The following is a 24,187-nucleotide window of genomic DNA, read 5'->3' as shown; positions in this document are numbered from 1 at the left end:
GGGACCACTCCGCGTTCGTCAGATCACCACGCCCCATGACCAACAACACGGCCACGAGCACCAGACCACTCAAAGATCCGCCGGACAGGCCCTAGTGGCGTCGCGGAGGAATCCTGCCGGAGGGGTCAGTCGTGCCCGGCCGTGACCATGGCGACGAACAACGCCCAGGCCGGGGCGCCGACGACGAGCACGGGCCCGTGCGGCACCTTCGAATCGCGGACGGGCACGAGGCCGGAGTGCGCGTCGCAGACCTCCAGGCAGTTGCCGCCGCTGCCGTTGCTGTGGGTGGACTTGCGCCAGACCGCGGTGCTCAGGTCATGGGTGCCGTGCGCCATCTCGGTCATCCTCAGCCGCTTCCTCGATCAGTGCGAGGGACGCCTTCGGGGGCAGTGCGGCGGCCCTGAGCAGATCGTATGACGTGCGGTACTCCGCGACGAGGGCCGGATCGTCCAAGGTGTCACCGCTGTGCAGGGATTCCGTGTAGACGAGCGGAGGCGCGTCGTCGAAGTCCATGAGCATGGCTGTTCCCAGCATGAACGGGTGTGCTCCGCAGTTCCACGGCAGGACCTGTGTAATGATCCTCCGCCGCCGGGCGAGGGCCGCGATGCTCTGCCACTGCTCGGTCATCTCCCGGTGCGGCAGGATCGGTTGGCGGATCAGCGACTCCGAGAGGATCACCCAGTACCGCGGTGCCCGGTGGTCGTCCTCGAACAGGGCCGCCCGCTCGATCCGGGCGCCGACCTTCCCCTCCACCTCCTCGTCCGGAGCGAGTGGGTGGGTGGCGCGTACCACCGCCCGTGCGTACGCGGCCGTCTGCAGCAGCCCCGGAATCAGCGCCGGGCACCACTCCTCGATCGTCCTCGCGTGCTTCTCGGCCTCCAGAACGCGCTCGAAGTACTGCGCGTGTCCCCCGCGCCTCGCGTTGCGCACGTCCTCGCAGCGCCGCTCGAAGAAGCCGTCGGTGCTCAGCAGGCGGTCCACGTGCCGGGCCAGGTCCACCGGCATCCGGCGGGTGGCGCGTTCGATCTCGCTCAGATAGCTCGCGCCGTAGAAGCTGCCCTCCACCGTCTGCTGGAGGGTCAGGCCCGCCTGCTCCCTCCGGAAGCGCAACTCCTTGCCGTAGAAGGCCGGGACGCTCGCCGAGCCGTCGATGTCCTTGGGTGGGGCCATGGCCGCCTGTCCTCCACACCTGCCGCAGTGGTGCCGAAACCCCTGTCACGGTAGCCGCCCCGACGCCACTGTGTGAGGCGTTCGTCACGCAATGCACAGGAAGGTGCGGCCCCCGCATGCACGACCCCCACACGCACGATCCCCGCGACCACGGCGGCGCGGACCCCGACGCGTGCGCCGCAGCCCTGCGCGCCGCGCTCGCCGCGCTCGGCATCACGCTTCCCTCGCTCGGCGTCGACCTGCCGCGCTACGCGGGGCGCCACCCCGTCCGACCGCCGATCGCCCTCGGCAACTGCAACCTCGCCACCGCCCGGGAGCTGACCGCCGTGCTCCTCAAGGGGGCCGTATGAGGCCCCCGCAGCTCACCATGGCACTCCTCGCCACTCCGGAGGCGCTGGCCGGGGTGCGCCGCGCGCTGCGCGCCCAGGCGGGCCCGGACTGTCACGAACTGCAGCTCTGCGCGGTCGAGTTGGTGACCAATGTGCTCCGGCACGTCGGCGAGGGGGTGCCCGTCGCGGTGCGCGTGCTGCACGCGGACGGACGGGTGCGGCTGGAGGTCACCGACCCGGACCCGAGGTCCCTGCCCGTGCCGTCCGCGGTGGCCGGGGACGCCGAGGGCGGGCGCGGGCTCGTGCTGCTCGACGCCCTCGCCCTGCGCTGGGGCGTGGACACCGGGCCGTGCGACAAGACCGTCTGGTGCGAGCTGCCCGCGGGCCCGGAGGCGTCCTGGCAGGGGCCCGCCCACGCCCTGGTCCTCGGCGGGAGCGTCCACCGCGTGGAGTGGCCGGCGACCGGATCGGCCGGCGACCCGTCCGCTCAGCCCGCCGGAAGGGCCCGCCGCATGCGCTCGCACAACTCCTCGAACTCGGGCGTGCCGACGAACACGGCGCGCTCGACCGCCTCCGCACCGCCGTAGAAGGACGCCGGGTACCCGGTGTACGTATCCGCCACCCCGTCGACCCGGTAGCCGCCGCCCACGGCCGACAGCGCCCACCCCCCGCCGGTGACGTCCTCCGCCCCGAAGACGTCACCGTCGGAGTCGGTGTCCCCGACCGCGGCCTTCTTGGGCACGATCTCCACCGCGAACTCGGCAGGGGTACCGGCGGTCGGCCCTCGGCGCAGCACCCGCTGGCCGCCGCCGCCCATGGGGCCGCGCACGGCGTCGAAGGCGGTGGCGGAGACGCCGCTCCCGCATGCCTCGCCGCCGGTGACGGCGTCGAGTTCGACGTACAGGTCCTCCGCGACGACCGCGGTCCCCGTGAGCCTTCTCCAGTTGCCGTCGGCCGCCGCCTCGGAGGCGATCTCGACATCGGTCAGCCGCGGCTGCGCCATGGCCACCAGTTCGGCCCAGTCGTCCTCGCCCGGCCCGCCGCCCGTGCCGCACCCGCCGAGGAGCACGGCCGCCGCGGCGGTGCCGAGGGCGGCGGTCGCGAACCGGCCGCCGCTGCTTCGTCTTTCGCGCCTCATCCCACCGGATGGTAGTTCCCCGGTGGTGAGCGGTGGCCGGGAGCCGGCCCTCGGGCTCGATCGGCCGGAGCGGTGGATGCATCCACTGCGACGCATTGCGTCCAAGTCCCGTTGGACGCAATGTGTCGAAGTAGACTTCGACACATTGGTCGCAGTCGGGTCGAGGAGGGCGAATGGCGGAGGAGCTGCCGGTCAAGCCGGACGACGTGGTCGACCGGGACCGGGAATGGGACCTGCTCGCCGGGTTCCTCACCGACCCGGACCCGGAGATGCGGCTCGGCATCGTGTCCGGGCGGCGGAGGTACGGGAAGTCGTACCTCCTTCAGGCGCTGTCGGAACAGGTCGGCGGCCTGTACGTGACGGCGGTCCGGGAGGAGGGGCGGCTGCCCGCGATCCGGCGGTTCAGCGACGCGGTCGCCGCCCACGCCGGCCTGAGGCCGGGGAGCCTGCGCCTGACCGACTGGCGGGACGTCCTGTCCAACGCCCTCGACGTGACCGCCCGGTCCCCCCGGCCGCTCCTGGTCATCGACGAGCTGCCGTACCTGCTCCAGCACTCGCCCGAGATCCCGGGACTGCTCCAGCAGCTGTACGACGAGCGCCAGCGGGGCTCCCGGACGGGTGCCGGCCCGGGGCCGCGGCTGATCCTGTGCGGCTCCGCGATGAGCGTGATGCACGAACTGCTCTCGGGGACGAAGCCGCTGCGCGGGCGTGCGGTGGTGGATCTGCGTCTCGGTTCCTTCGACTACCGGCAGAGCCGGGAGTTCTGGCAGATCGCCGACCCGCTCATCGCGCTGCAGGTGCACGCCGTCCTGGGCGGGGCCCCCGGCTACCGGCCCGTGGCCGCGCGCCCGCACCCGGACGAGGGCTTCGGCGCCTGGCTCACCCGGACGCTGCTCGACCCGGGCCGGGCCGTGTACTCGCGGACCGAGACGGAGTACCTGCTGCGCGAGGACCCCAGGATCACGCAGCACACGCTGTACTACGACATCCTGACGGCCATCGCGCAGGGCGCCACCACCCCCAGCAGGATCGGCGCGGCCCTGGAACGACCGCGGAACGCCGTCGCGCACCCACTGGGAGTGCTGGAATCCACCGGCTACGTCCGTCGGGAACAGGACGTCCTGCGCGCCCGGCATCCCGTCATCACCCTCGCCGACCCCGTGATTCGCTTCAACCAGCTCATCACCCTTCCTCAGGCGGCCGCCGTCGAGCAGGGCTTCGCGGAGCAGGTGTGGCGGCAGGCCGCCCCGACCTTCAACTCGAAGATCCTCGGACCGCACTTCGAGGACCTGGCCCGCGACTTCACCCGCCGCTACGCCCACACCCTGCTCCCCGGTGGACTGCCCGGCCCGGTCGGCACCACGGAGGTCGCCGACCGGGCGGCCCGCACGAAGCACGAGGTCGACGTCATCGCCCTGGCCGCGGGGGAGCGCCCGCACGCCCCCCGCGCAAGGATCGCGCTGCTGGGCGAGGCCAAGGCGACCGCAGCCCGCCGGGGGACGGGAGACCTGGAGCGCCTGGAGCGCATCCGCGCCCTGCTCGCGGACCAGGGGTACGACACGACCGGCACCACCCTGGCCCTGTACTCGCTGCACGGCTTCTTTCCCGACCTCGTGGACCTGGCCCACCGCCGGGACGACCTCCTCCTGGTGGATCTGCCCGCCCTCTACGGCGGCTGACACGGGCGAGCGCCCGGCCTTCCGTGCCGATCGCGAGCAGTCGCAGGGCGTCGCTCTCGTCCGTCCTGCCCCGGCACGCCGGCCGCACGCTCGGGCAGGCGCCCGGTGCCGGGCGTCCGCCGCCCGGCCCCGCACAACTGACCGGTGGTTCAGTGCGGGAATCCGTTTTCCGGTATTTCCGGGTATCGAATGGATTACGGAATGCGCGGGTGGCAGGTGCCGGGGCGGATGCTTGTGGACACTCTGCGTCGTGATCATGAAAGACGACCGGGGCCGCCACCCCCCACAGGAGAGGCCCCGGTCGTCGATCGGACGGGGCCGCAGTGGCGCCCCGTACTCCTCTCAGCGCCGTGGGTGCGTTTTCTGTCACACCGCGCGCCGTTGTTAGGTTGTTGCACGTTGTACTAGGCATGGACGCACACCCGGAATAGGACGTAGCGTGCTGGTTCGCGCAGGGTGGCGCGCAGTGTGACCAGCTGCGATTCAGACAGGTTGAGGTAGTGCTGGGGGACGACGCGGAGCTGACCGCCGCCGTGCTCGCGGCACAGACCGGGGACGAGGACGCGTTCCGGGCTGTGTACCGCGCCGTGCATCCGCGGCTGATCGGCTATGTGCGCACACTCGTCGGCGAGGCCGACGCCGAGGACGTCGCGTCCGAGTCCTGGTTGCAGATCGCGCGGGACATCGACCGCTTCAGCGGGGACGCCGACCGCTTCCGGGGCTGGGCCGCCCGTATCGCCCGCAACCGCGCCCTGGACCACATCCGCATGCGCGGCCGCCGCCCGGCGGTGGGCGGCGACGAGACCGAGCTGACCGGCCGGCCCGCGGACTGCGACACCGCGGCCGAGGCCATGGAGGCGCTCAGCACCGGCAGCACCCTGGCCCTGATCGCCCGCCTTCCCCAGGACCAGGCCGAGGCCGTGGTGCTGAGGGTGGTCATGGGGCTGGACGCCAAGAGCGCGGCGGAGGCGCTGGGCAAGCGCCCCGGAGCCGTCCGCACCGCCGCGCACCGGGGGCTCAAGCGCCTGGCGGAGCTGATCGGCGACTGCCCCGCCGCCGGCCCCGAGGTGCCCTCCGCCCTGCCGGAGGCGCAGGGCACGGCTGTCCCCGCGCCGCGCCCGGCCGCGCCGGGGCCCGGCCCGGCCGCCGCCGTCCCCGACCGGGCCTCCGGTACGGGCACCCCCGCCGGGCCCGCGCCCGAGGGGGAGGGCCCGGCCGCCCCCGTTCCCCCCGCGAGCGGCCCCGCCGAGGCAAGGAAACCGCAGGTCGGCGGTGGGGCGGTGACGCTGCCCCAGGACACCCCGGCGGTCGGCGATCTGGACGGACTTCCTCCGCAACGCCCCCGCGGCACCGGAGCCACCGCTTCCACCGGTGTGACGCAATGGCGCTGGCGGACGCAGAAGGACATGTGATGCCGGACGAGCGCGACGAGTGGCTTGACAGGGACGCGGCGGAGAGTCTGCTCCGCGGAGACCCCGTCGACGCCACCGACCAGCACGCCCGCGCACGGGCCGCCCGGCTGCAGTCGGTGCTGCGCGGCGCCGCGGAACCGGCGTACGCCGGTGAGGAGGGCGAGCTGCCCGGCGAGGCCGTCGCCCTGGCCGCCTTCCGCAAGGCCCGGGCGGACGCCGCCGCCCCCGCGGGCGGCCTGCTCGGCACCGTGGAGGTGGCCGCCCCGCCCCCTCCGCCCCGGCGCCGCTTCGGCCGTCCCCTGCGCTACGGGCTGGCCGCCGCGCTCGCGGGCTGCGCGCTCGGCGGCGTCGCGGTCGCCGCCGGCACCGGTGTGCTGCCGACCCCGTTCCACGACGACGCCCCGCTGCCCGCCGCCTCCGTCAGCGCCGCGGCGACCCCCGAGATCCTCGCCTCCCGGACCCCCGACGGGAACCGCGGAGCGGAGACGCCCACCCCGCCCGGCGCCGTCGCCCCGTCGCCCGCCCGGCCGTCGACCGGTGCCCCGGAGGGCAGCGGCGCCCCGGCCACGGGCGGGGCCCCCGCGCCCGTGGTCACGACCCCGCCGCCCGCCGAGGCGCCCGAGGAGGCGTCCCGCACGCCCGAAGGGGACAAGGAGGCGGCACTGCGCAGCAGGGCGGTCGAGGCGTGCGAGGACTACCGGGCCGGCGGCATCCCGGCCGATCGCCGGGCGCGCCTGGAGGCGCTGTCCGGCGGCGCCGACCACGTCGAGCGGTTCTGCGAGCGCCTGCTCGGTCCCGGTGGGGACGACGGCGAGGACCGGGACGGGCCGGGCGAGGACCACGACGACGATGACGCCTCCTCCACCGGGACCCGCGGCGAGGGCGGCTCCCGGCAGGGCGGCGGTGCCCCGCGCATGTCCCGGACCGTCGACGTCCCACCCGTGTCCCGGGCCGTCGGCGCCCGGGACTTCTCCCCGGTCCCGCCGTCCGTGCTCACTCCCGCTCTGCCGCGTCCCGGGGCGGCCGTCGTCCACGGAGTACCGGACGGCGCGGCGGAACTGCTCTGACGCATCCCGGCGGCGGAACTGCTCCGAGGCATCCCGGCAGGGGAACGTGCCCCGCCGGAACCCGGTTGCGCCCCCCACCCGACACGCCTGCCCTCACCAGGTGACCGAGGGCAGCAGAACGGGGGAGCGGTACCCCCCGGTGCGTGAGCGGTACCCCGAACTCGTGGCGGAACTCGTCCGGCTGCTCCGGGACGAGGGGGAGCCGGAGCTCGCCGTCGCGGTCCGGGACGTGCCGTACCACGGCGCCTGCGACTGCGGGGACGACTTCTGCCGGCGCATCCGGACCGCCGGCCGCCCCGGGAGAGGGCCTTACGGCGAGGGCCACCGCTGTGTGCCGCTCCGCCCCGACCAGGGGATGCTGAACCTGGACGTCGTCCACGGCCGGATCGCCTTCATCGAGATCCTCGACCGCCCCCCGCTTCGCTGATCTGCCGCCCACCTGGCCGTGCCCCGAGTGCAAGCCGCTGACCTGCGAGTTCGCTGCTTCTGTGAAAAGGTTCACCGCGAGTGTGACGTTTTTCGGCGCGGTGGCGCAGTAAGTAGTGCCGACTGGTCATCGGCAGCGCGAAGAGCCGGGGTTCCCCCCGTACCTGCGGCTCAGCGCACACGGCGCGGGCGGGACACGTTCCCCCGGTCCCGCCCGCGCCCTCACTCCCCGGCCCTGCTCCCCGGCCTCCTCGGCAGCCCCGAGGACCGCCCGGGCCCTCGGCCTCACCAGTACACGACGACCTTGTCGCCCGTGCTCACCTGGTCGAAGAGCGCCGCGACCTTGCCCTTGTCCCGGACGTTGACGCAGCCGTGCGAGGCGCCGTTGTAGCCGCGGGCCGCGAAGTCCGAGGAGTAGTGCACCGCCTGGCCCCCGCTGAAGAACATCGCGTACGGCATCGGGGTGTCGTAGAGCGTCGAGACGTGGTCGCGCGACTTCCACCCGACCGTGAACTCGCCCTCGCGGGTGGGCGTGTACTGCGAGCCGAAGCGGACGTCCATGGTCGACAGCACCTTGCCGTCGACCATCCACGACAGCGTGCGCGTGGTCTTGCTGATGCACATCACCCGCCCGGTCATGCAGCGGGGGTCCGGCTTGGCCTCGGCCTTCTCGACGTCCTTGCCGTCCAGTTCCGCCCGGGTCGGCTCGGTGGTCATCCCCAGCAGCTTCCGCCAGGTGGTCTCGTCGGTGCTGCCGGTGGCCGGCAGGCCGCGCTTGCCCTGGAAGCCCTTGACGGCAGCGGTGGTCACCGGGCCGTACAGCGCGGTCGGCTTGTCGTCGAACCAGCCGATCTGGGCCAGCCTCGCCTGGAGCTCCCGCACCTGCTCGCTCTTCGCGCCCGGCGCCATGAGGACCGCGGGAGCGGGCGAGGGCGCGGAGGGCGAGGGAGAGGCGGTCTCGGAGGCGGTCGGAGAGGGAGAGGGGGACGGCTCCTCGGCAGGGGACTCCGACGGCGGGGCGGGCGCCTCGGACGTGGGCACCGACACCGGCGACGCCGGTGCCGCGGGCTTGCCGTCGGAGACCGCGCCCGGCGCGTCCTCCGGAGAGCAGCCGGCCGTCACCGCGGCCACGGTCATCGCGGCCGCCGCCGCCAGCGTTCTGATCGCGAGGTTCTTCGTGAGCATCGTCGCCCCCCTGTCGGTCCCTTGTGCCTGAGAAGACAGATCCGCACCCGGCCGGGTTGCACCCCTCCGAGCATCATGGAGGTAACGGTTGGGCGACGGCGACGACACGCTTGGTGACCTCCTGCACGGCACGGGACCCCTCGGGGAGGTCCCGGGTGGGCGCCCGCCGTGGAACACCGCGGCGCGCGGTCGCACCCGTGTGCGACACTCCGGCCATGCTGGGTGTCACCGATCTCCCGACGTACCTCGTCGGCCTCGTCCTGATCATTCTGCTGCCGGGACCGAACTCGCTGTACGTGCTCTCCGTCGCGGCCCGCAAGGGCACCCGCACGGGCTACCGGGCCGCCGCCGGGGTGTTCACCGGCGACGCGGTGCTGATGACCCTGGCCGCCCTCGGCGCCGCCTCGCTCCTCCAGACCACGCCCCTGCTGTTCGCCGTCGTGAAGTACGCCGGGGCCGCCTACCTGGCCTGGATGGCCTTCGGGATGCTGCGCACCGCCCGGATGCTGTGGCGGCACCGCGGGGCGCCCGAGGGCGCCCACGAGGAGCGGGCGGAGGACGCGCCGGGAGAGAACCCCTTCCGCCGGGCGCTGGTCATCAGCCTGGTCAACCCGAAGGCCATCCTCTTCCTGGTCTCGTTCTTCGTGCAGTTCGTGGACCCGTCCTACGCCTACCCGGCGGTCTCCTTCGTGGTCCTCGGCGCCCTGCTCCAGTTCGGCAGCTTCCTGTACCTGACGACGCTGATCCTCAGCGGCACCCGCCTGGCGAACGCCTTCCGGCGCCGCAGGGCGCTGTCGGCGGGGGCGACCTCGGCGGCGGGCGCGCTGTTCCTGGGGTTCGCCGTCAAGCTCTCCCTCGGCGGCACCTGACCCCGGGGCCCCGGGGTCACGGGGTCACGGGGTCACGGGGTCAGGCGGCCGGGCGGCGCCGCGGGGTGCCCACGCGGCGCCCCGGCCGGGCGGCGCCGCTAACGCAGCACCGCGCGCTTCAGCCCCCGGGCCCGGCGCACCGCCCGGCGCACCACCGCGTGCCGCGGCACCGGCAGGCCCCCCGGCAGCCCCAGCGCCGTCAGCCTCCGGCGGCCGATGAGGCGCAGCCGCTGCGCCTCCGGCGCGCCCCGCAGGAAGTGCTCCGCGGAGGGCCGCAGATCGTGCCGGAGCTGCGGCTGCATCGCGAAGCCCACCGCGTCCAGCAGCCCGGTCAGCCGCTCGTCGGCCGCGGCCGCAGGGCCGCTCGCCCCGGCCTCCAGGTCGGGTACGAGGGCGTCCACCAGCATCAGCGGCACCCGGTTGCTGTTCCGGTAGGGCGTCAGCCGCTCCAGCAGGGCGCCCGTGCCGAAGCGGGCCACGTCGATCCCGTGCAGCGAGGCGGCGGTGAGCAGCCCGGTCGAGAAGCACCCGGCCACCAGGGAGGGGCGCAGCCTGCGGTAGAGCACCTCCGCGAGTACCGGGCGGTCCACCACGGTGAGTTCCACGCCCAGCGCGGCCGCCTCCGCGGCCGCCCGGTGGCCCCACGCCGCCGGGGCGGCGGGGTGGGCCTTGAACACGATCCTGCGGTGGCCGAGGCCCGCGACCGCGCGCACCATCCGCGCGTGCAGCTCCTCCTCCTCCGCGCGGCTCAGGATGCCCAGGGCGGCGAGGTACTGGCCCAGCACCACCGCGGGCCCGTCGCCGCCGTCCCCCGGCTCCTCAGGCGGCCGTCCGCCGAGCGCCCCGGCCACCGCGGTCAGGTCGGGCAGCGCGTCCGACAGTTCGTCCACCACCTTGGCGAACGCCCCCGCCGGCACCACACGGGGTTCCGCACCGAACTCCGCCAGCAGCAGCGGCCGCAGACCCGGGACCAGGTCGAGATGGAACAGGCCGCGCACCCGCTCGCCGACCAGGGGGTCGATCCGGTTGCGGGTCGGCCCGTAGCTCATCAGCCCGTCCGCGTACACGTCCAGGGCCGCGTCCGGGAACAGGCGGGCCACCGAGAGGGCCGGTGCGACCTGCAGGGACTCCAGCACCAGGTCGATCCGGTCGTCGCCGAGCCGCCAGAGGCGGCGCAGGTGCCGCTCCCACAGGGGGACGTCGTCCGCGCGAGGGGACCAGGCCGACGGATGGAACGGGGACACGGCCTCGTTCCAGGAGAGCACCCCGTCGAAGCGGTCGCGCAGCCTCTCGAAGCCGGGTGCCGCGTCCGGCGCGGGGGTCGTCTCCGGCACCGCCGCGTTGTTGCTCACCAGCAGCAGGCGCCGGTCGGCGTCGGGGAAGCAGCCGCTGTCGATCGCGGCGGTCACCGTGGCCGCCCCGAACAGCGAGGAGACGAAGAAGATCTGCGTGGTCGCCATCAGGCCGCCTCCCCCTGCACCGCTCCGGCCCGGACGCGCGCCCGCCGGACCCGGCGCAGCCGGGCGGCACGCTCCGCGTCCATCGAGTCCAGCGCCTCGTTCAGCACGGCGGCGGGCATCCGGCGCAGCGCCTCGCCGCTCATCGTCCTCAGTCTGCGTGCCACGGCCGGTTCGAACCTCTCGATGGAACCCAGATGGTGGGAGATGACCGCGCAGTAGGTGCGTACGGCCTTCGGAAGAAGCCTTTCCGCCTCCTCGTCCCGTGCCGTCTCCTCGATGACCTGGTCGAATGCGCGGATGAAATCGAGTTGCCGCACATCGCCGATCTGGGTGAGCGAGGAGGCGACGCCCCGGCGGTAGAAGATGCCCAGGCGGCCGATCACCGCGAAGGATTCCGCGTGCCGGTGCAGACGCCAGATCCACGGCCGGTCCTCGGCCGTGCGCAGCCCGTCGGTGAAATGCAGCAGACCCCGGTCCACGAGCCTGCGGTGGTACATCCCCGCCCAGGCGTAGGGGTAGTCCACGCCGGTGGAGCGGTCGGCCGGCAGGATCCAGTCCCGGGGGCGGAGCACCGCACCCCGCGGGCCGACCGGCACCCGGTGCACACTGCGGGCCCGCCCCGTGCACTGCACATGGTCCGTGCGCACGAAGTCGCAGCCCAGGTCCTCCATGGCCGACAGCAGGCCCGCGAAGTGGCCCGGCGCCAGCCAGTCGTCCCCGTCGAGGAAGGCCAGGTACTCGCCGCGCGCGGCGTCCAGGCCGGTGTTCCGCGCGGTGGCGAGACCGCCGTTCCGCTCGTGTCTGATCACCGCCGTCCCGGGGATCTCGCGCTCCGCCTGCCGGAGGATCTCCGAAGTCCCGTCCGTCGAGCAGTCGTCGACGAGAAGGAACTCGAAATCCTCGCGGGTATTGGTGCGGAGGCTTCTGAGGGTGTCCGGGGCAAAGGACTGCACGTTGTAGAACGGCACGATGACGGAGAGCTTGACCACGCGTTGACGCTAGGCCGCGGCCCGCCATCTGCGTTGTCCTTCGGGAGGACGGCAGGTGAACGATGGGCGTCGACCTGTTTAATCCGGCGGACCACCTGGCCGAATCCCCTTTCGTAGGTGCTCTGTTAACCCGTTGTTGCCATTGAGTTGGGCCGTCGAACGGGATGTCTTCCTAGCGTCCTCGACGTGCCCAATCCCAACCGCGAGGCCGTACGGGTCGCCGTACTCGCCGACTCCGACACCCGGTGGAAATGGGGTGCGCTCACCGCACGCCGGATCGCCCCCAGCACCGCCGTGGACCTGCACGGCTTCCTGCTGCGCGGGCGTGCCACCCCCACCGCCCGCCAGCTCGCCGAGGTCGGGGCGCACGCCGACCGGCTCGACGAGGTCACCGGCGCCGAGTTCCTGCGCACCATGCGCGACGGCGGCTACGACATCCTCGTGCTCGCCCTCGTCGGCGGCGGGGTGCAGGCGATGCTCCACGGGCTCGCGGCCCAGGCGGCGGACCGCCGCCCGGTGGTGGTCACCGGGTACGTCGGCGTCGTCTACGAGAAGCTCGCCGACGGTCTGCTGCTGCGCCACGGCGCGGACGTGGTCCTCGCCAACTCCCGCCACGACGCGGACCGCTTCACGGCGGTCTACGAGGGGGTCGGCGCCGACCCCTCCTGCGTGACCGAGGCGGCGCTGCCCTTCCTCGGCGGGGAGCCCTACCGGCCCCGCGAGGACCGCGACACGGTGGTCTTCGCCGCCCAGCCCTCCGTGCCCGTCACCCGGGCCGACCGCGGCTACCTGCTGCGGCGCCTCGCCGAGCACGCCCGGCTCCACCCGCAGCGCGAGGTGCTGCTGAAACTGCGCTCCCGGCCGGGCGAGCAGACCACCCACGTCGAGGAGCTGCCCTACCAGCGGCTCGCCGAGCGGCTGCCCGGCGGACTCCCGCCCAACCTGAAGCTGGTCTACGGCAACATGGGCGAGGTCCTGGACCGGACCGACCTGCTGGTCACCGTGTCCTCGACCGCCGCGCTGGAGGCGCTGCACCGGCGCATCCCCACCGCGATCCTGTCCGACCTCGGCGTGCGCGAGACGCTCGGCAACCACCACTTCCTCGGGTCCGGGCTGCTCGCCTCCTGGGACATGCTCGACGGCGGGCACCGCCCGCTGCCCGACGCCCACTGGCTCTCCCGCCAGGGCGTCGCCGCCGACGGCTCCTACGAGCACGCCTTCGACGCGGCCCGCTCCCGCGTCGCCGAACTGCTGCTCCAGCCCCGGCGCGACCCGCTGCGGCCCTACTACACCCCCCTCACGGCCCCCGGCTACCTGCCCGGCCTGCTCGCCCGCCACCACCTCGCACCCGACGGCACCCCGGTCGCCGCCGCCGTCCCGGGCACCGGCCCGACCGGGCTGCGCCGGGTGGTCCGCGGCGCCCTACGCGGTGCCGCCCGCGGCGCCTACCGCCACGGCGTGCAGCGCGTCGCCCCCGTGATCCGGCGGATGGGAGAGCTGTGACGCCCCGCCAGGCGCCCGCCTCCCGCGCGTCCGCGCGGCCCGCGGCCGCGGGCGGACGCACCCGCACCCGCACCCGTCCCTTCCAGGAGCACCGATGACCGTCCTCGCCGTGATCCCCGCCCGGGGCGGGTCCAAGGGCGTCCCCGCCAAGAACCTCGCCCCGGTCGCCGGGGTGCCCCTGGTGGCCCGCGCCGTACGGGCCTGCCTGGACGCCCCGCTGGTCACCCATGTCGCCGTCTCCACCGACGACCCCGCCATCGCCGCCGCGGCGCGCGCCGCCGGTGCCGAGGTGGTGCACCGCCCCGCCGCCATCGCCGGGGACACCGCCACCAGCGAGTCCGCGGTGCTGCACGCCCTGGACGCGCACGAGGCGCTGAGCGGCACGCCGGCGCGGGCGGTGCTGCTCGTCCAGTGCACCAGCCCCTTCGTCACCGCCGAGGACGTCCAGGGCGTCGCCCGGGCCGTGGTGGAGGAGGGCGCCGACAGCGCCGTGACCGTCGCCCCCTTCCACGGCTTCCTGTGGCGGGAGGAGCCCCCGGCCGCCCCCGGCGGGCGACCGGGCCCGGGCGGCGTCAACCACGACCCCGCGCACCGGCCGCGGCGCCAGGACCGCCCCCAGGACCTGCTGGAGACCGGTGCCGCCTACGCCATGGACGCCGAGGGCTTCCGCGCCGCCGGGCACCGCTTCTTCGGGCACACCGCCCTGGTGCGCACGGACCCCGCCCGGGTGCTGGAGGTCGACGACCCGCACGAGCTCGCCCGGGCCCGCGCCCTCGCCCCGCTGCTCGACGACTCCCCGCTGCCCACCCGCGCCGAGGTGGACGCGGTCGTCCTGGACTTCGACGGCACCCAGACCGACGACCGGGTCCTCGTGGACGCCGACGGCCGCGAGTTCGTCGCGGTCCACCGCGGGGACGGCCTCGGCGTCGCCCGGATGCGGGCCGCGGGCCTGCGGCTGCTGATCCTGTCCACCGAGCAGAACCCGGTGGTCGCCGCCCGCGCCCGCAAGCTCGGCATCCCCGTGCTCCACGGCATCGACCGCAAGGACGCCGCCCTGAAGCAGTGGGCCGAGGAGCAGGGCGTCGCCCTCGACCGGGTGCTCTACGCGGGCAACGACGTCAACGACCTGCCCTGCTTCGCCGTCGCCGGCTGGCCGGTGGCCGTCGCGAGCGCCCACGGAGCCGTCCGGGCCGCCGCCCGCGCCGTCACCGCCGCCCCCGGGGGCGAGGGCGCCGTCCGGGAGATCGCCGGCTGGCTCCTCGGCCCCGAACTCGACACCGGCACCGGGGCCGGCCGCCCCGCCCCGGAGCACACCGCCTCCTGACCGGTCGCCGCCCGGCCCGTCCGCCGCGCCGCGACACCTCCCGTCCTCGACCGAACACCCCGCCCCGGACCCTCCGGGCGACCCACCCAGCGAAGGAACACCCGAATGAGCACCAACCGACTGCGCACCCTCGGCTCCAAGACCGCCGGCCCGGGCCACCCCGTCTACGTCACCGGCGAGATCGGCATCAACCACAACGGCGACCTGGAGAACGCCTTCAAGCTGATCGACGCCGCCGCCGAGGCCGGCTGCGACGCGGTCAAGTTCCAGAAGCGGACCCCGGAGATCTGCACCCCGCGCGACCAGTGGGACATCGAGCGCGACACCCCCTGGGGCCGGATGACCTACATCGACTACCGCCACCGCGTCGAGTTCGGCGAGGACGAGTACCGCGCCATCGACGAGCACTGCCGCGAGCGGGGCATCGACTGGTTCGCCTCCCCGTGGGACACCGAGGCCGTCGCCTTCCTGGAGAAGTTCGACGTCCCCGCCCACAAGGTCGCCTCCGCCTCCCTGACCGACGACGAGCTGCTGCGCGCCCTGCGCGCCACCGGCCGCACCGTCATCCTCTCCACCGGCATGTCGACGCCCCAGCAGATCCGCCACGCCGTCGAGGTGCTGGGCAGCGAGAACATCCTGCTCTGCCACGCCACCTCCACCTACCCGGCGAAGGCCGAGGAGCTCAACCTGCGGGTCGTCAACACCCTCCAGGCCGAGTACCCGAACGTCCCGATCGGCTACTCGGGCCACGAGACCGGCCTGCAGACCACCCTCGCCGCCGTCGCCCTCGGTGCCTGCTTCGTCGAGCGCCACATCACCCTGGACCGCGCCATGTGGGGCTCCGACCAGGCCGCCTCCGTGGAGCCGCAGGGCCTCACCCGCCTGGTCCGGGACATCCGGGTGGTCGAGGAGTCGCTCGGCGACGGCGTCAAGAAGGTCTACGAGAGCGAGCTCGGCCCCATGAAGAAGCTCCGCCGCGTCCCGGGCGTCGTCGCCGAGCAGGGCGAGCGTGAGCCGGCCGCGGTCTGACCGCCCCTCCTCCGCGCCGCCCTCCCCGCCCGACCCGCCCGCTCCCCGGCCGCATCAGGAATCACGAGGTGACATCCAGTGAATCTCGCCTTCGTCGAGAGTCCGGTCCAGCTCCTGAACACCCTGGAGTGGGCCCATGCCGGGGGAGTGCCCGCGGACGGCCTGACCCTGGTGGTGCTCTCGCCCACCGACCCCATGTCGCGGGGCCAGCTGCGCCGGACGGCGGAGCTGGCCCGTGACGAGGGGTTCGCCCTCGTCTGGCAGGAGGCCCGCGGCGGTCCCGCGGCCCCGCTCCGGGCGGTCCGCGCGCTCGGCCCGCTGCTGCGCGGTGCCGAGCGGATCGTGATAGGCGACCCGTTCTCCCGCTATGTGCAGCTGCTGCTGACGCTGGTGGGCGGGCGCCACCTGACGATCGTGGACGACGGCACGGCCACCATGGAGTTCGTCGCCCAGACCGCCCGCGGCGAACGGCTGGTGCGCTGGCACCGCCGCGGCGGGCGGCGCGGGCCGCGCGAGCTGGCGCTCGCCCCCGTGACCTTCGCCGCGCGCCGGAGGCTCAGCCCCGAGGGCGCCCGGTCGGTCGAGGTGTTCACCTCCATGCCGGTCGAGGCGCCGCCGGGGATCACCGTCACCGCCAACGACTACGCGTGGACCCGCTCGCGCTTCGGCCCGCCGCGGCTCACCCGGGGCGCGGACCTGGTGGGCACCTCGCTGGTCGAGACGGGGGTCGTGGACCTGGAGCGCTACCTCGCCGCGGTGGACGCCCTCGCCGCGGCCCACGGCGCCACCCGCTACTTCGCCCACCGCCGGGAGAGCGTGGACAAGCTCGCCCGGCTGACCGCCCGCACCGGGCTGGAGGTGGTCCGCCCCGACCTGCCGCTGGAGCTGATCGCCCGGCGCGGCCCGATCGGCGAGACGGTGCTCAGCTTCCCCTCGACCGTGGTGCACACGCTGCCGCTGGCCCTGGCGGGCACGGGCATCACCGTCGCGGTCTGCGACATCGCCCCCGAATGGCTCAGGGAGAGCGCCTCCCCGCGCGCCCAGGGCTTCCTGTCCGTCGTCACCGGCACGGCCCGAGGCGTCCACCGGCTGGCCGCCCCGGCTTGAAGGCCGGACCGCCGGGAAACGGCGGGCGGCGGGACGGACCGGGGGGAGGCCCCGCAGCGGTGCCCCGAGGGCCCGAAAGGTCCATATGGCGAGAAGGACGGGTGAGTTTACCCACCCGGTCCGGCGGCCATGCAGCTCGGAGCAGGTTTTCTTCCCCTATGAGGCTGATCTTTTGTTGATCGCACGGCAGTTGGTGGGCCGGAAGGCATAACCTTCACTGGGTGAACCAGTTGATGTCCCGCGAGTCCGAAGAAGCCGAACGACCCCGTGCGGAGGCAGCTCCGCGCGCGGGCCGTGGGCCGGGCGACGCCGCACTGCCCGGCAGGCTGACCGAACCCCTGCGCTCCGAGCTGATCGCGTTCCGCCGCGACCTCCATATGCACCCCGAGCTCGGCAACCAGGAGTTCCGCACGACCGCCGCGCTCAAGGCGCGCCTGGAGCGCGCCGGGCTGGAGCCGCGCGTCCTGCCCCTGGGCACCGGCCTCGTGTGCGACATCGGCACGGGCTCGGCGGAGGCGCAGGGGCGGCCCCTGTTCGCGATCCGCGCCGACATCGACGCCCTCCCCATCCCGGACACCAAGACCGTGTCCTACCGCTCCACGGTCCCCGACCGGGCGCACGCCTGCGGCCACGACGTCCACACCACGGCCGCCCTCGGCGCGGGCCTGGTCCTCGCCGACCTCGACCGCCAGGGCCTGCTGACCCAGCCCGTCCGGCTGCTCTTCCAGCCCGCCGAGGAGGTGCTGCCCGGCGGCGCCGCGGACGCGGTGGAGTGCGGGGTGCTCGACGGCGTCGGCAAGATCATCGCCGTCCACTGCGACCCCAAGGTGGACGCCGGGACCATCGGTCTGCGCCCCGGCCCCATCACCTCGGCCTGCGACCGGCTGGAGGTGACCCTGGACGGTCCCGGCGGCCACACCGCCCGCCCCCATCTGACCACCGACATGGTCACCGCGGCCGCCAAGATCGTCACCGAGGTCCCGGCCCTGCTCGCCCGCCGGGTGGACGCCCGCTCCGGGCTGGCCGTCACCTGGGGGCGCATCGAGTCCGGGCACGCCCCCAACGTCATCCCGCAGCACGCCGAGCTCTCCGGGACCGTCCGCTGCCTGGACCTCGCCGGCTGGCGGGAGGCCCCGGACCTGGTGCACGCCGCGATCGACGAGATCGCCACGCTGCACCGGGCGAAGTCCCAGATCGAGTACATCCGGGGCGTCCCGCCGGTGGTGAACGACCCCGTGGTGACCGAGCTGCTGCGCGACGCCCACGCCGCCCGGCGCGGACCGTACGCGATCGAGGACACCGAGCAGAGCCTGGGCGGCGAGGACTTCTCCTGGTACCTGGAGCACGTGCCCGGCGCCATGGCCCGCCTCGGCGTCCGGGTGCCCGGCGACACGACCCGCCGGGACCTGCACCGCGGCGACTTCGACGTGGACGAGGAGTCCATCACCGCGGGCGTGGAGCTCTTCACCGCGGCCGCCCTGCTGGACGGCCTGCGGGGCGCGTAGGGGCCCGGCAGGGCCCGGACCCGGCGCCCGGGACCGGGGGCGGTCGGCGCCCGGGCCGGGCCGCGGGACCCGGCCCGCCTCGCGACACGCCGGAGCGTGGCGGGGCGGTGACCGGCGCCCCGCCGCCCCGCGGGGGCCGTGGCCGGTTCGCGACGATCCGATAACGACTGATGAACGCGCCTTTAACTGACATCTACGCGCGTTACGATCGCCGCGAACCCAGCGCCGGAAGTGGCGCTTTCGGTCAGGTTTAAGGAGCCTTCCAGTGCGCCGGATCACCAGGATCGCCACCGTGGGCATCGCCTCCACGGCTCTCGCACTGTCTGTCACCGCGTGTGGCAGCGACTCGTCGTCCGGTTCGGGATCGGACGACAACGGCGGCAAGGCCGCCATCGCCTACGACATCGGCGGCCGCGGCGACCAGTCGTTCAACGACGCCGCCTACGCCGGCCTCGTCGAGGCCGAGGAAGAACTGGACGTCCAGGGCACCGAGGCGGAGCCCAGCGAGGGCGAGGGCGACCCGGACAAGGTCCAGCGCCTCACCACGCTCGCCCGTGCCGGGAACAACCCGGTGATCGGCGTCGGCTTCGCCTACGCCCCGGCCATCGCCGAGGTCGCCCCGAAGTTCCCCGACACCACCTTCGGCCTCATCGACGACACCTCGAAGACCGGCCCGAACATCGCCAACCTCGTCTTCAACGAGGAGCAGGGCTCCTACCTCGCCGGCGTCGCGGCCGCCAAGGTGACCGAGTCCGACACGGTCGGCTTCATCGGCGGTGTCGAGACCCCGCTGATCAAGAAGTTCGAGGCGGGCTTCGTCCAGGGCGTCAAGGACACCAACAAGGACGTCAACGTCAAGGTCCAGTACCTGACGCAGCCGCCGGACTTCGGTGGCTTCTCCAAGCCCGACCTCGGCAAGGCCGCCGCGCAGGGCCAGCTGGACGCCGGTGCCGACGTGATCTACGCCGCCGCCGGTCTCGCCGGCGCCGGTGCCATCGAGGCCACCGCCAACGCCGGCAAGTGGGCCATCGGCGTCGACTCCGACCAGTACGAGCAGGAGGGTCTGGCCGCCTACAAGGAGCGGATCCTGACCTCGGTCACCAAGAACGTCTCCGGTGCCGTGTTCAACCTGATCAAGTCGGTCCAGGACGGCGACCCGCAGAACGGCGAGATCCGCTACGGCCTGGAGGACGACGGCGTCGCGCTGTCGCTGTCCAACCCGGCCTTCACCGAGATGACCGACGTGATCGAGGCCGTGGACAAGGCCAAGGCCGACATCATCGCCGGCCGGATCACGGTCAAGACCGCCCCGTAACCCCCACCGAGGCCGCTCGACGGACGGGCCGGTCCCACAGGACCGGCCCGCTCCGGGCTCCGGGCGTGCGGGGGCGGCGCACAGCCGCCCCCGCGCATCCCGGACCGAGCCATGGCCATCGGTTTTCGCTATTCGGCATTGCTACGCGCGTAGAACCCTCTCCGGCGCGATAACTTCGCCCCGCCCCCTGCCCGCCGAGCCCGCTTTGCCGTCTGCCCGCCAGCAGGCTCCCGCCCTGCCCTCCCGGCTCCTCATCCGCCAAGGAGAGTGCGTCATCAACGCGTCCAGTCCGTCAACGCCGCCGGCTGCCGCCGTGGAACTGCGCGGTATCACCAAGCGCTTCCCCGGCGTGGTCGCCAACCACGACATCGACATCACCGTCCACCGGGGCACCGTGCACGCCCTCGTGGGGGAGAACGGTGCCGGCAAGTCGACCCTGATGAAGATCCTCTACGGCATGCAGAAGCCGGACGAGGGCACCATCACGATCGACGGTGACCAGGTCACCTTCTCCAGCCCCTCCGACGCCATCGCACGCGGCATCGGCATGGTCCACCAGCACTTCATGCTGGCCGACAACCTCACCGTGCTGGAGAACGTCGTCCTCGGTGGCGAGAAGCTGCACGGCATCGGCGCCGCCGCGCGCAGGAAGGTCATGGAGATCTCCGACTCCTACGGCCTCAACGTGCGCCCCGACGTCCTCGTCGAGCACCTCGGCGTCGCGGACCGGCAGCGCGTCGAGATCCTCAAGGTCCTCTACCGGGGCGCGCGCACCCTGATCCTGGACGAGCCCACCGCGGTGCTCGTACCGCAGGAGGTCGACGCCCTCTTCGCCAACCTGCGCGAGCTCAAGGCCGAGGGCCTCACGGTCATCTTCATCTCGCACAAGCTGGGCGAGGTGCTGTCGGTGGCCGACGAGATCACCGTCATCCGGCGCGGCACCACCGTCGGCACCGCCGACCCGGCCGGGACCACCACCAAGCAGCTCGCGGAGCTCATGGTGGGCAGCGAGCTGCCCACGCCCGAGACCCGCGAGTCCACGGTCACCGATGTGGCCATGCTGACCGTCGACGGCCTCACGCTCACCGTGACCGACCCGGACGGCATCGTCCGCGAGGTCCTCGACTCCGTCGGCTTCACCATCCACAAGGGCGAGGTCATGGGCATCGCCGGTGTCGAGGGCAACGGCCAGACCGAGCTCATCGAGGCCCTGATGGGCCTGCGCGACCCGGACCGCGGTGTGATCACCCTCGACGGCGCCGACATCTCGCACGCCCCCACCCGGAGGCGGCGCGAGGGCGGCATGGGCTACATCCCCGAGGACCGCCACCGCCACGGCCTCCTGCTGGAGTCCCCGCTGTGGGAGAACCGCATCCTCGGCCACGTCACCGAGGCCCCCAACAGCAAGCACGGCATGCTCGACCCCAAGGCCGCGCGCAAGGACACCGAGCGCATCGTGCGCGAGTACGACGTCCGCACGCCCGGTATCGAGGTCACCGCGGCCTCCCTCTCCGGCGGCAACCAGCAGAAGCTGATCGTCGGCCGGGAGATGAGCCACGCGCCCAAGCTGCTGATCGCCGCCCACCCCACCCGCGGTGTGGACGTCGGCGCGCAGGCGCAGATCTGGGACCAGATCCGGGAGGCCCGCCACGAGGGCCTCGCGGTGCTGCTGATCTCCGCCGACCTGGACGAGCTCATCGGGCTCTCCGACACCCTGCGGGTGATGTACCGCGGCCGCCTGGTCGCGGACGCCGACCCCGCCACGATCACCCCCGAGGAGCTGGGCTCGGCCATGACCGGCGCCGCCACCGGACACCTGGAAACCCCCGAGACGCCGCAGCACGGCGCGACGCCCGAGAACGGTGAGGGCCGATGAAGAAGTTCGACAAGGACCGGCTGCTCCTGGGCCTCGCCGGCCCGGTGCTCGCACTGGTCGTGGCCTTCCTGCTCACCTCGGTGGTGCTGCTGCTCTCCGGCCTCAGCGCCATCGAGCCCTACGAGCTGATGTTCCAGCAGCTGGAGTTCACGGACATCCAGGTCCTGATCATCAACCAGACCGGGATCTACTACCTCGCCGCACTCGCGGTCGCGGTGGGCTTCCGGATGAACCTGTTCAACATCGGTGTCGACGGCCAGTACCGCCTCGCGGTCATGCTGGCCGCCGTCGTCGGTGCCGCCGTGGACCTGCCCGGACCGCTGCACATCCTGCTCATCGTGCTGGTCGCGATGTTCGTGGGTGCGATGTGGGCCGGTATCGCGGGCATCCTGAAGACCACCCGCGGTGTGAGCGAGGTCGTCTCGACGATCATGCTCAACGCCATCGCCACCAGCCTGATCGCCTGGATGATCCTCCCGGCCAACCTGGGCCAGCAGCCTCCCGGCTCCAACCAGCTCAACACGGGCGAGATCCCCGAGTCCGGCTGGTTCCCGGGCCTGCAGCTCGACGGCGGCGAGATCTACGGCTTCACCTTCGTCGCCTTCGCCCTCGGCATCGTCTACTGGTTCACCCTCAACCGCACCCGCTTCGGCTTCGACCTGCGCGCCACCGGCGCCAGCCAGTCCGCCGCCCAGGCGAGCGGTGTCGACGCCAAGCGCATGGTGCTCACCGCCATGCTGATCTCCGGCGCGGTGGCGGGTCTGGCGGGCATGCCGATGCTGCTGGGCCAGACCCACACCTACAGCCTCAGCTTCCCCGTCGGGGTCGGCTTCGTCGGCATCACCATCGCCCTGCTCGGCCGCAACAACCCGGTCGGGATCCTCTTCGCGTCCCTCCTGGTGGCCTTCCTCGACAAGACGGCCGAGGGCCTCGACCTCGCGGGCTACCCGAAGGAGATCGCCCTGATCATGCAGGGCCTGATCGTGATCGCGGTCGTCGTGTCCTACGAGCTCGTCCGCCAGTACGGGCTCCGCCGCCAGCAGCAGAAGGTCGGCGAGGAACTCGCCGCCCAGGCCCGCAAGAACAAGGAGGTGGCGGCGGCATGACCGAGAGCACGAGCACGGTCTCGATGGCAGGCACCGCGCCCACGAAGGGCGGCGGACGCCGCAAGCTGTCCCTGCCGGTCATCCTGCTGATCATCGCCGGTGGTCTGCTGCTGTTCTCCCTGGTCCGCATCCTCAGTGGTGCCAACGACCTCACCTCGGTGGGCCAGGTTTCCGGCGCGCTCCAGCTCGCCGTGCCGATCGGCCTCGCCGGTCTCGGCGGTCTGTGGGCCGAGCGCGCGGGCGTGATCAACATCGGCCTCGAGGGCATGATGATCCTCGGCACCTGGTTCGGCGCCTGGGCGGGCTACCAGTGGGGCCCGTGGACGGGTGTGCTGATGGGCATCGCCGGCGGCGCGCTCGGCGGACTGCTGCACGCGATCGTCACGGTCACCTTCAAGGTCAACCACATCGTCTCCGGTGTGGCCGTCACCATCCTGGCGACCGGCCTGACGCGCTACCTGTCCAACTTCACCTTCGCCGAGGCCGCGGGCGGGTCGTCCAAGCAGTCCCCGCGCATCGACCGCATCGACCGCATCACCATCCCGGGCCTGTCCGACTGGCTCGGGGAGATCCAGGCCAAGCACTGGTTCTTCGTCTCCGACCTGGCCGGTGTGCTGGGCGGCCTGGTCACCAACCTGTCCTGGCTGACCGTGGTCGCGATCCTGCTGGTCCCCGCCACCTGGTGGATCCTGTGGCGGACCTCCTTCGGCCTGCGGCTGCGCTCCTGCGGCGAGAACCCGGTGGCGGCCGAGTCGCTGGGCGTCAACGTCTACAAGTACAAGTACATCGCGGTGATCGTCTCCGGCGGCCTCGCGGGCCTCGGCGGCGCCTTCCTGGCGATCGTGTCCACCGGTATCTACCAGGAGGGCCAGACCGGGGGCCGCGGCTACATCGGTCTCGCCGCGATGATCTTCGGCAACTGGATGCCCGGCGGCATGGCGCTCGGCGCGGGCCTCTTCGGCTTCACCGACAGCCTCAAGCTGCGCGGCGGCGCGGAGAACGTCCACGCGATGCTCCTGCTGCTCGCGATCCTCCTGGTGATCGCCGCGGTCTGGCAGCTCTACAAGAAGAAGTACGTGCCCGCGCTGGTCTCCGCGGTCGTGGCCGGGCTGCTGTACACCTGGTACGCGCTCACCGACGAACTGCCGAGCCAGTTCGTGGACGCCGCACCGTACGTGGCCACCCTGCTGGTGCTCGCACTCTCCGCGCAACGGCTCCGGATGCCCAAGGCCAACGGCATGCCCTATCGCAAGGGCCAGGGCAAGTGACCGAGCCGGCCGTCGACTGGGAGGCCCTGCGGCAGCGGGCGCGCGAGGCCATGTCGCGCGCGTACGCGCCGTACTCGGGCTTCCCGGTCGGGGTCGCCGCCCTCGTGGACGACGGCCGGGTGGTGACCGGCTGCAACGTCGAGAACGCCTCCTACGGGCTCAGCCTGTGCGCGGAGTGCGGGCTGGTGTCGCAGCTGACCGCCACCGGCGGCGGCCGTCTGACGCACTTCGTCTGCGTGGACGGCAGGGGCGAGGCCCTGGTCCCCTGCGGCCGGTGCCGGCAACTGCTGTACGAGTTCGGCGGGCCCGACCTGCTGCTCGACACCCCGGCCGGGATCGTGCCGCTCTCGGGGATGCTGCCCCAGGCCTTCGGCCCCGGGCACCTGGGCTGAGCGGCCCGGCGCCCGCATCGCGCGGGGGCGGCTCTCGT

Annotated in this window: 23 protein-coding genes; 17 read left to right on the top strand and 6 right to left on the bottom strand. The window is 73.3% G+C overall.

Annotation, left to right across the window (positions count from 1 at the left end):
* Positions 1-125: 125 nt before the first annotated feature.
* Complete coding sequence (locus ACGF15_RS25395; RefSeq protein ID WP_392802191.1) at positions 126-344, bottom strand: DUF397 domain-containing protein; 219 nt, start codon at positions 342-344, stop codon at positions 126-128.
* Positions 316-1,170, bottom strand: a complete 855-nt coding sequence (locus ACGF15_RS25390; protein WP_345616461.1) for a helix-turn-helix transcriptional regulator — start codon at positions 1,168-1,170, stop codon at positions 316-318. The genes ACGF15_RS25395 and ACGF15_RS25390 overlap by 29 nt, the downstream gene beginning before the upstream one ends.
* Before the next feature lie 116 nt (positions 1,171-1,286).
* Between ACGF15_RS25390 and ACGF15_RS25385 the strand changes: the two genes are divergently transcribed.
* Both ACGF15_RS25385 and ACGF15_RS25380 read left to right on the top strand, forming a co-directional pair.
* Positions 1,287-1,520 carry a hypothetical protein gene (locus ACGF15_RS25385; protein WP_392802188.1) on the top strand — a complete coding sequence of 78 codons (234 nt, stop codon included), beginning with the start codon at positions 1,287-1,289 and terminating at the stop codon, positions 1,518-1,520.
* A complete protein-coding gene (locus tag ACGF15_RS25380) occupies positions 1,517-2,086 on the top strand; it encodes an ATP-binding protein (RefSeq protein WP_392802185.1) in 570 nt (189 codons plus the stop codon). The genes ACGF15_RS25385 and ACGF15_RS25380 overlap by 4 nt, the downstream gene beginning before the upstream one ends.
* On the opposite strand, the gene ACGF15_RS25375 is transcribed toward ACGF15_RS25380, so the two are convergent.
* The gene (locus ACGF15_RS25375) at positions 1,987-2,637 is read right to left on the bottom strand and encodes a hypothetical protein (RefSeq protein ID WP_362607938.1); all 651 of its coding nucleotides are present in this window, start codon (positions 2,635-2,637) and stop codon (positions 1,987-1,989) included. The two genes, ACGF15_RS25380 and ACGF15_RS25375, sit on opposite strands and share 100 nt — an antisense overlap.
* Before the next feature lie 173 nt (positions 2,638-2,810).
* Here ACGF15_RS25375 and ACGF15_RS25370 point away from each other — a divergent pair, with 173 nt between their 5' ends.
* The 4 genes from ACGF15_RS25370 to ACGF15_RS25355 all read left to right on the top strand — a co-directional run bounded on the left by ACGF15_RS25370 (position 2,811) and on the right by ACGF15_RS25355 (position 7,222).
* Complete coding sequence (locus ACGF15_RS25370) at positions 2,811-4,316, top strand: ATP-binding protein (RefSeq protein ID WP_392802182.1); 1,506 nt, start codon at positions 2,811-2,813, stop codon at positions 4,314-4,316.
* A 500-nt stretch (positions 4,317-4,816) separates the two neighbouring features.
* Positions 4,817-5,728: a sigma-70 family RNA polymerase sigma factor gene (locus ACGF15_RS25365; protein ID WP_392802179.1), complete on the top strand. Its 912-nt coding sequence runs from the start codon at positions 4,817-4,819 to the stop codon at positions 5,726-5,728.
* Positions 5,728-6,795 (top strand): hypothetical protein, encoded by a 1,068-nt coding sequence (locus ACGF15_RS25360; protein WP_392802176.1) that lies wholly within the window; start codon positions 5,728-5,730, stop codon positions 6,793-6,795. Before ACGF15_RS25365 ends, ACGF15_RS25360 begins: the two co-directional genes overlap by 1 nt.
* 139 nt (positions 6,796-6,934) lie before the next feature.
* Positions 6,935-7,222, top strand: a complete 288-nt coding sequence (locus ACGF15_RS25355; RefSeq protein WP_392802173.1) for a hypothetical protein — start codon at positions 6,935-6,937, stop codon at positions 7,220-7,222.
* 284 nt (positions 7,223-7,506) lie between these two features.
* Here the strand turns inward: ACGF15_RS25355 and ACGF15_RS25350 are convergent, their stop codons facing one another.
* A complete protein-coding gene (locus ACGF15_RS25350; protein ID WP_392802170.1) occupies positions 7,507-8,406 on the bottom strand; it encodes a L,D-transpeptidase family protein in 900 nt (299 codons plus the stop codon).
* A gap of 215 nt (positions 8,407-8,621) precedes the next feature.
* Between ACGF15_RS25350 and leuE the strand changes: the two genes are divergently transcribed.
* The gene (leuE, locus tag ACGF15_RS25345; protein ID WP_392802167.1) at positions 8,622-9,275 is read left to right on the top strand and encodes a leucine efflux protein LeuE; all 654 of its coding nucleotides are present in this window, start codon (positions 8,622-8,624) and stop codon (positions 9,273-9,275) included.
* Between the two features lie 98 nt (positions 9,276-9,373).
* On the opposite strand, the gene ACGF15_RS25340 is transcribed toward leuE, so the two are convergent.
* Both ACGF15_RS25340 and ACGF15_RS25335 read right to left on the bottom strand, forming a co-directional pair.
* On the bottom strand, positions 9,374-10,735 hold the full coding sequence (locus ACGF15_RS25340; RefSeq protein WP_345616373.1) for a polysialyltransferase family glycosyltransferase: 1,362 nt from the start codon (positions 10,733-10,735) through the stop codon (positions 9,374-9,376).
* Positions 10,735-11,724: a glycosyltransferase family 2 protein gene (locus ACGF15_RS25335; protein WP_345616374.1), complete on the bottom strand. Its 990-nt coding sequence runs from the start codon at positions 11,722-11,724 to the stop codon at positions 10,735-10,737. Before ACGF15_RS25335 ends, ACGF15_RS25340 begins: the two co-directional genes overlap by 1 nt.
* A gap of 186 nt (positions 11,725-11,910) precedes the next feature.
* Here ACGF15_RS25335 and ACGF15_RS25330 point away from each other — a divergent pair, with 186 nt between their 5' ends.
* The 10 genes from ACGF15_RS25330 to ACGF15_RS25285 all read left to right on the top strand — a co-directional run bounded on the left by ACGF15_RS25330 (position 11,911) and on the right by ACGF15_RS25285 (position 24,149).
* Positions 11,911-13,227 (top strand): DUF6716 putative glycosyltransferase, encoded by a 1,317-nt coding sequence (locus ACGF15_RS25330; RefSeq protein WP_392802162.1) that lies wholly within the window; start codon positions 11,911-11,913, stop codon positions 13,225-13,227.
* A 94-nt stretch (positions 13,228-13,321) separates the two neighbouring features.
* Positions 13,322-14,551: a cytidylyltransferase domain-containing protein gene (locus ACGF15_RS25325; RefSeq protein ID WP_392802159.1), complete on the top strand. Its 1,230-nt coding sequence runs from the start codon at positions 13,322-13,324 to the stop codon at positions 14,549-14,551.
* 105 nt (positions 14,552-14,656) lie between these two features.
* A complete protein-coding gene (locus ACGF15_RS25320; protein ID WP_256527238.1) occupies positions 14,657-15,580 on the top strand; it encodes an N-acetylneuraminate synthase family protein in 924 nt (307 codons plus the stop codon).
* A gap of 78 nt (positions 15,581-15,658) precedes the next feature.
* Positions 15,659-16,687, top strand: a complete 1,029-nt coding sequence (locus ACGF15_RS25315) for a hypothetical protein (RefSeq protein ID WP_362607924.1) — start codon at positions 15,659-15,661, stop codon at positions 16,685-16,687.
* A 233-nt stretch (positions 16,688-16,920) separates the two neighbouring features.
* Positions 16,921-18,192 carry an amidohydrolase gene (locus tag ACGF15_RS25310; RefSeq protein ID WP_345616402.1) on the top strand — a complete coding sequence of 424 codons (1,272 nt, stop codon included), beginning with the start codon at positions 16,921-16,923 and terminating at the stop codon, positions 18,190-18,192.
* Between the two features lie 265 nt (positions 18,193-18,457).
* Positions 18,458-19,507 carry a BMP family ABC transporter substrate-binding protein gene (locus tag ACGF15_RS25305; protein ID WP_256527236.1) on the top strand — a complete coding sequence of 350 codons (1,050 nt, stop codon included), beginning with the start codon at positions 18,458-18,460 and terminating at the stop codon, positions 19,505-19,507.
* A 313-nt stretch (positions 19,508-19,820) separates the two neighbouring features.
* Complete coding sequence (locus ACGF15_RS25300; protein ID WP_345616378.1) at positions 19,821-21,383, top strand: ABC transporter ATP-binding protein; 1,563 nt, start codon at positions 19,821-19,823, stop codon at positions 21,381-21,383.
* Positions 21,380-22,489 carry an ABC transporter permease gene (locus ACGF15_RS25295; protein WP_345616379.1) on the top strand — a complete coding sequence of 370 codons (1,110 nt, stop codon included), beginning with the start codon at positions 21,380-21,382 and terminating at the stop codon, positions 22,487-22,489. Before ACGF15_RS25300 ends, ACGF15_RS25295 begins: the two co-directional genes overlap by 4 nt.
* Complete coding sequence (locus ACGF15_RS25290; protein WP_345616380.1) at positions 22,486-23,757, top strand: ABC transporter permease; 1,272 nt, start codon at positions 22,486-22,488, stop codon at positions 23,755-23,757. The genes ACGF15_RS25295 and ACGF15_RS25290 overlap by 4 nt, the downstream gene beginning before the upstream one ends.
* Positions 23,754-24,149 carry a cytidine deaminase gene (locus ACGF15_RS25285; RefSeq protein ID WP_256527233.1) on the top strand — a complete coding sequence of 132 codons (396 nt, stop codon included), beginning with the start codon at positions 23,754-23,756 and terminating at the stop codon, positions 24,147-24,149. The genes ACGF15_RS25290 and ACGF15_RS25285 overlap by 4 nt, the downstream gene beginning before the upstream one ends.
* The last annotated feature ends 38 nt before the right edge of the window (positions 24,150-24,187 follow it).

Origin of the sequence: Streptomyces sp. NPDC048001 (genome assembly GCF_043203115.1) — a bacterium.
Taxonomy (GTDB): domain Bacteria; phylum Actinomycetota; class Actinomycetes; order Streptomycetales; family Streptomycetaceae; genus Streptomyces; species Streptomyces sanyensis.
Note: the sequence above shows the minus strand (reverse complement) of the source record. Positions and strands in the feature narration are given on the sequence as shown.